The sequence below is a fragment of the Mesorhizobium sp. B2-7-1 genome, from assembly GCF_006440735.1.
Lineage (GTDB): Bacteria > Pseudomonadota > Alphaproteobacteria > Rhizobiales > Rhizobiaceae > Mesorhizobium.
Genome location: NZ_VFUA01000189.1, coordinates 1 through 5,234, shown reverse-complemented (window position 1 = coordinate 5,234; position 5,234 = coordinate 1). Strand labels below are relative to the sequence as shown.

Here is a 5,234-nt window from a genome sequence, read left to right as displayed (position 1 = left end):
ACCTGTTTTGACGCTCTACCTCAGGGAATTGTGGAGGAAATCGGCTAACACGACCGAAAATATGCGACGCGACTTTCTTCCAAATCGGTATCGTGTTCAAAGAAACGCAACCTTATTCATTGCTGAGTTTCCCAGTGGCTAAGACTATGACTACCAAACATCTCTGGAAAACGTGGTGGGCCTTTGGTGGCATTCACCTTCCCAAGCGCGCCGTGCAGATACAGAAAAACGTTGTTCTGGCTCCTTTGGACAATGCAGAATTTCAGCATATGAAAGGTCGCCGCGCTTCTGCTTTGAATATGAAGCTGAGTTCGAACCGTGATTTGACGGTGGTGCGCTATCCACCGCGAGACGAGGTTGAGTGCCGATATAAACTGCTTATAGACTTTGAGGCTTCCGATGAAGACGAAGCACTCAAGGGTGCTCAAGATATAGCTGATCGACTTGTTGCAAGTCTGAATTTGGTAGTGAAGGATGGTGCTTATTTTGCTGAGTTTCGGAAATATAAGCGTGCTGATCAAAAGGAGGAATATATTGGATGGTCCCAGAGTTCGGGAATAATACTATTCGACGACCCAATCGATCTGGGGAATGCTGAGCTGTCTTTGGCTGCCCAACTCGCGAAGACGTTGGAAACGGACGAAACGGCGAATAATGCCTACGTGCACCTGTTGTCAGCTTGGCAGCTCCAGGCAACCGTTGGCTCTAAGCCTTTGGAGCGCTCTGTCCTCCAGCACTATGTTTTGAGCATCGAGGCCATTGTAAATGGGGTAATGAGCAAAATACGACGGGAGCGCGGCGACAAAATCAGGGAAGAGGAGCGCAGGTTCGCTGCTGATTTTGCGAACGGTCTCCTTAAACGCGCTGACAAACCTCAGGCAATCAGAGACGCCTCAACTCGCCTGCGAGAGATTGCTTTGACCAACATGCTTCCGTCCATCGATGCCATAGCAAGCATTCTCAAGCTCAAACCTGAGACTGTAGAGCACGCTAAGGACCTCTATCGGTTTCGATCTAGGAGCCTGAGCCATCCTGGTAGATCCGAGAAGGCAGGGTTTGCCAAATGGCTCATAGGCGGTTCCAAAATCACAGAGCTTTGTCTGGCTGACCGGATTGCCCGCGAATTTTTGCATAAGTACAGCGATTACGCTGCCCACCAATGAGAACGAAAAGCCCGTCTGAAGGCAGATCGTGTCAGCGCGGGACCGGCGCGTTGAGCACCGGCCCTTTATCGCTTTCCCCCGGCCGCGCTTCTTAGGCGCGGCTTGAACCTTGGTGTCGACTCACATCCGATACGCGATCGTGTCGTTCCAGAAGCGGTCAAGACGCTGCAGCGCGCGGTTCATCTGCTTGAACTCGTCGGTGTTGATGCCGCCGACCGCCTCGATCGAGCCGACATGGCGCTCATAGAGGCCGGCGACGACGTCGGCCACCTCGTTGCCCTTCGGCGTCAGCGAGACGCGGACCGAACGGCGGTCGATGCGCGAGCGCTGGTGGTTGATGAAGCCGAGGTCGACCAGCTTCTTCAGATTGTAGGACACGTTCGAGCCGAGATAGTAGCCACGCGAGCGCAGCTCGCCGGCGGTCAGCTCCGAATTGCCGATGTTGAAGAGCAGCAGCGCCTGGATGGCGTTGATGTCGGAACGGCCGTTGCGGTCGAACTCGTCCTTGATCACGTCAAGCAGACGGCGGTGCAGACGCTCCACCAGCTGCAGCGATTCCATGTATAGCGAGCGGATAGCCTCGCGGCGATCGTCGGATACGTTTGCGGTCTTCGCCGCCGGACGCGAATTGATCATTGTCTTTGCCTCTCGTTTGTCGCCTGGTGATTTTTTGTTTTTCACCTTGATCGCGACACTATCGAATACTCATAAAATTCGACTTAAACGCCAGGGCTAACAAGAGCTTACCGGTAAGAGGTTTCGGAAGACGCTTAACGATCGGTCACCCGAGCAAGAACAATTAACCTAAAGATTTAGGCAATGGATTTTGGAGGAAACCGGGCTCGGAAATTGGCCCGGGAGGCCCGTCCTCGGCCGGCTCCATGAGTGGAGCATGATGTCGTCCGAAAGCCGCTTCACACTTTTCGGCATCATGCTCATTGGCGAAGCTGGCGCTTCTGCAGCCAGATGGTGACGCGAAAGACGATGTAGAGCAAGGCCACGCAGGCATGCGAGATCACGATCAGCATGCGGTGGCCGAACAGGTCGGGGAAACCGGCATACATCACCGTCTCGGTCACCGCGCAGATGAACCAGATCACCGGCCCCCAGGACGCCAGCATCCACAGGCCTGCCGCGGCGAAGGGAAAGAAGACGGCCAGCGTCGCCGCCGCCACCTGCCAGTGCACCGGCATCAGGTCGAAGCGCCACAGTTCGCCCGGATAGATGCCGATCAGGCGGATCCAGTAGAGAATGCCGAACAACAGGCAATAGCCGGCGATGACGCGCTGGAACCAGGCGAAGATGACCTCGGTGGTCGAGGGCTGCAGCACCACGCGCCTGGAGGTGACCTCGCTCACAGGGTGAGTTCCTTGTCCCCGAGCGGCGCGAAATAAGCATCGATATCGGCCGTGCCGATCTCATCCAGCCCGGCCGGGCGCCACTTCGGCGTCGAGCCCTTCTCGATGATGGCGGCGCGGATGCCTTCATAGAAATCATGGCCGGCGAGCATCCGGTTCAGGATCCGGAACTCCATCCTCATGCATTCGTCCATCGACAGCGTCGATCCCGCGCTGACCTGGCGCCAGGCGACGTTGAGGCTGGTCGGCGAGCGGGTCTTCAGCGTCGCCAGCGTCTTTGCGGCAAAAGCATCTTTGGCCGCTGCCCGCTCCAGGCTGGCGACAATGTCGGCGAGCGAAGGCTGCGAGAAGTGTCGAGCAATCGCTTCCAGGTCCTGCCGCTCCGTCTCGCGTTTGGCCGGCACGAAGAAATCGCGCAGCTCCGCATTGGCATCGCCGCTCGTCGCCAGCTCGTCGAGCAGGCCTGCCTGGTCTTCGGCCTTGATGGTGTGGGTGGCCAGCCCCGACCACAGCGCGTCGCCATGGCGGATGCGATTGCCCGTCAGCCCGAGATACATGCCGAAAGAGCCGCCCAGATCCGGCAGCAAATGGCTGGCGCCGACATCGGGGAAGAAGCCGATGCCGACCTCCGGCATGGCGAACTGCGCGTTTTCGGTCAGCACCCGGTGCGAGCCATGGAAGGAGATGCCGACGCCGCCGCCCATGACGATGCCGTCGATCAGCGCCACATAGGGTTTCTTGAAGCGCGCGATGCGGGCGTTGAGCCGGTATTCGTCGGCGAAGAAGTCGACGGGTGGCCTGCCGGCCCGGCCGGCCTCGTAGATGTGCAGGATATCGCCACCGGCGGAAAACGCCCTGCCCTCGGCCTTGACGACGACGACGCCAATGCCCGGATCCTGCTCCCAGGCGTCGAGCGCCCTGCCGAGCGCCTTGACCATATTGTGCGTGACGGCGTTGAGCGCCTTCGGCCGGGTCAACGTGACCACGCCGGCCTTGCCCAGCCGCTCGAAGCGGATCTCGTCGCCTCCGCCAAAATCCATAATGAGAGAATCCTCCCCCGCGCCTGCGGGAGGAGAAGTGCTAAGCGGCGACCGGGCCAACGTCAATTGTCGAGTGCCAAGGATAAGGCAGCGTCTTTCGCGGCGAGCAGTCTACCAGACGAATGGGATGAGCGCGTTCGTGCGGCGCGCATATTCGGGGAATTCATCGGGAAATTGCCGCTCCAGCAGCCGATCCTCGGCGCCGACCCGCCAGATGAAAATCGCCCCGAGCAGGACGAACAGAAAAACGAACGGGCCGCCCACCACGATCGCCGAGCCCAGGCATGCGAGCAGGCCGCCCGTGTACATGGGATGGCGCAGGCCGCGGTACGGACCGGACCTCACCAGCTCGTGCTCCTGCTTGGCCGAGACGGTCTGGCTCCAGTTGCGGCCGAGAATTTGCCGCGCCCAGACCAGGAGCGCCATGCCGGCGACGGCGACCACCGCGCCAATGCCGCTCACCAGCGCGTTCACAGGGGCGAAGTTGACGAAGCCGAACAGCGGCAGGCGTGGCAGCAGGAAGGCGACGATCATGGCAAACATCAACCCAAAGCTCTGCAGCAGATGCGGCTCGGTATCGCGCTTCACGCCAATCGCCTGAACGGTAAGATAAATAATCAGCAGCAGCCAGGCGGCGTAGATGAACCAGATGAAGGTCATGTGAACCAGATCAAGGTCATGCCCTGCTCCTTCGGTTAGCCGGCAATCCATCTTGGCCACCGCACGCGCCCGGTGCTAGAAAATGGGCATCTTGAACCGGACTGCAAGCCATGCCCGGATTTTCCCGCCTCGCGGCTGCGGCGATCGGCATGATCGCCGCCTGCCTCATCGCTCTCCCCGCCATCGCCGCGGCGTCCGCGGAGCTGTACCAGGCGCAGGCGATCGTCACCGGCACGGGCGAGGTAAACCGGCAGGTTGGCTTCAAGGATTGCCTCGACAAGGTACTGGTCAAGGTCTCGGGCGACCAGCGCCTGACGCAGAAGCCGGAAATGCTGGCGCTGCGCGACAAGGCGGCCGACTTCGTGCAATCCTTCCGCTATCGCGACCGGCTCGAAGGCATCCCGATCCATGACGAGCAAGGTACGCATGACAGGCCGCACGACCTGACCTGCATCTACAAGCCGGCCGTCGTCGACAAGCTGCTGGCGCAGCTCGGCAGCAGGCCCTGGCTCGGCGAGCGCCCGCCCATCGCCGTCTTCATGACCGCCGAGCAGGGTTCTCGGCATTTCATGCTTACGGCGGATGAGGATCAGGGCAACGCGATGCGCGAATCCTTCGCCAATGCCGCCGGTCCGCTGCTGATGCGCATCACCTTTCCCAAGGCCGGACAGCTTGGCGGCCTCGGTGAGAAGGCGCTTTCCGGGGCCGATATGGCAAGGCTCGACAGGATCGCGAAAAAAACGGGAGCGGCTCGGGCGCTCGCCGGCGGCATCGTGTGGAGCGACAAGGAACTCGGCTGGATCGCCGACTGGCGGCTGGCCGATCGCGGCAGGACCTATCGCTGGCAGGTGCGCGGCGTCAGCTTCGACGAGGCGTTCCGGGTTGCTATCAGGGGCACCGCGCAGATCCTGTCGGGGCACGGGCAGCCTTGAGAGCGGTTCCTCGCCCCACGCAGTGGGGAGAGGTGGCTCGGCGAAGCCGAGACGGAGAGGGGAGCGCCCTACGAAGGCCCC

6 protein-coding genes are annotated in these 5,234 nt (G+C 60.5%); 2 read left to right on the top strand and 4 right to left on the bottom strand.

The genetic code is table 11. The annotated features are described in order from the left end of the window. Positions 1–146 precede the first annotated feature (146 nt). Positions 147–1,163: a hypothetical protein gene (locus FJ471_RS34070; RefSeq protein ID WP_140811094.1), complete on the top strand. Its 1,017-nt coding sequence runs from the start codon at positions 147–149 to the stop codon at positions 1,161–1,163. Between the two features lie 120 nt (positions 1,164–1,283). On the opposite strand, the gene FJ471_RS34065 is transcribed toward FJ471_RS34070, so the two are convergent. The 4 genes from FJ471_RS34065 to FJ471_RS34050 all read right to left on the bottom strand — a co-directional run bounded on the left by FJ471_RS34065 (position 1,284) and on the right by FJ471_RS34050 (position 4,272). Beyond that, complete coding sequence (locus FJ471_RS34065; protein ID WP_040983294.1) at positions 1,284–1,799, bottom strand: MarR family winged helix-turn-helix transcriptional regulator; 516 nt, start codon at positions 1,797–1,799, stop codon at positions 1,284–1,286. Between the two features lie 299 nt (positions 1,800–2,098). Then, a complete protein-coding gene (locus tag FJ471_RS34060; protein ID WP_140811088.1) occupies positions 2,099–2,521 on the bottom strand; it encodes a DUF6163 family protein in 423 nt (140 codons plus the stop codon). Beyond that, positions 2,518–3,561 carry an enoyl-CoA hydratase/isomerase family protein gene (locus tag FJ471_RS34055; RefSeq protein WP_140811080.1) on the bottom strand — a complete coding sequence of 348 codons (1,044 nt, stop codon included), beginning with the start codon at positions 3,559–3,561 and terminating at the stop codon, positions 2,518–2,520. The genes FJ471_RS34060 and FJ471_RS34055 overlap by 4 nt, the downstream gene beginning before the upstream one ends. A 111-nt stretch (positions 3,562–3,672) precedes the next feature. After that, positions 3,673–4,272, bottom strand: a complete 600-nt coding sequence (locus FJ471_RS34050) for an isoprenylcysteine carboxylmethyltransferase family protein (RefSeq protein ID WP_246684918.1) — start codon at positions 4,270–4,272, stop codon at positions 3,673–3,675. A gap of 59 nt (positions 4,273–4,331) precedes the next feature. On the opposite strand from FJ471_RS34050, the gene FJ471_RS34045 reads away from it, so the two are divergent. Beyond that, positions 4,332–5,153, top strand: a complete 822-nt coding sequence (locus tag FJ471_RS34045; protein WP_140811065.1) for a DUF2066 domain-containing protein — start codon at positions 4,332–4,334, stop codon at positions 5,151–5,153. The last annotated feature ends 81 nt before the right edge of the window (positions 5,154–5,234 follow it).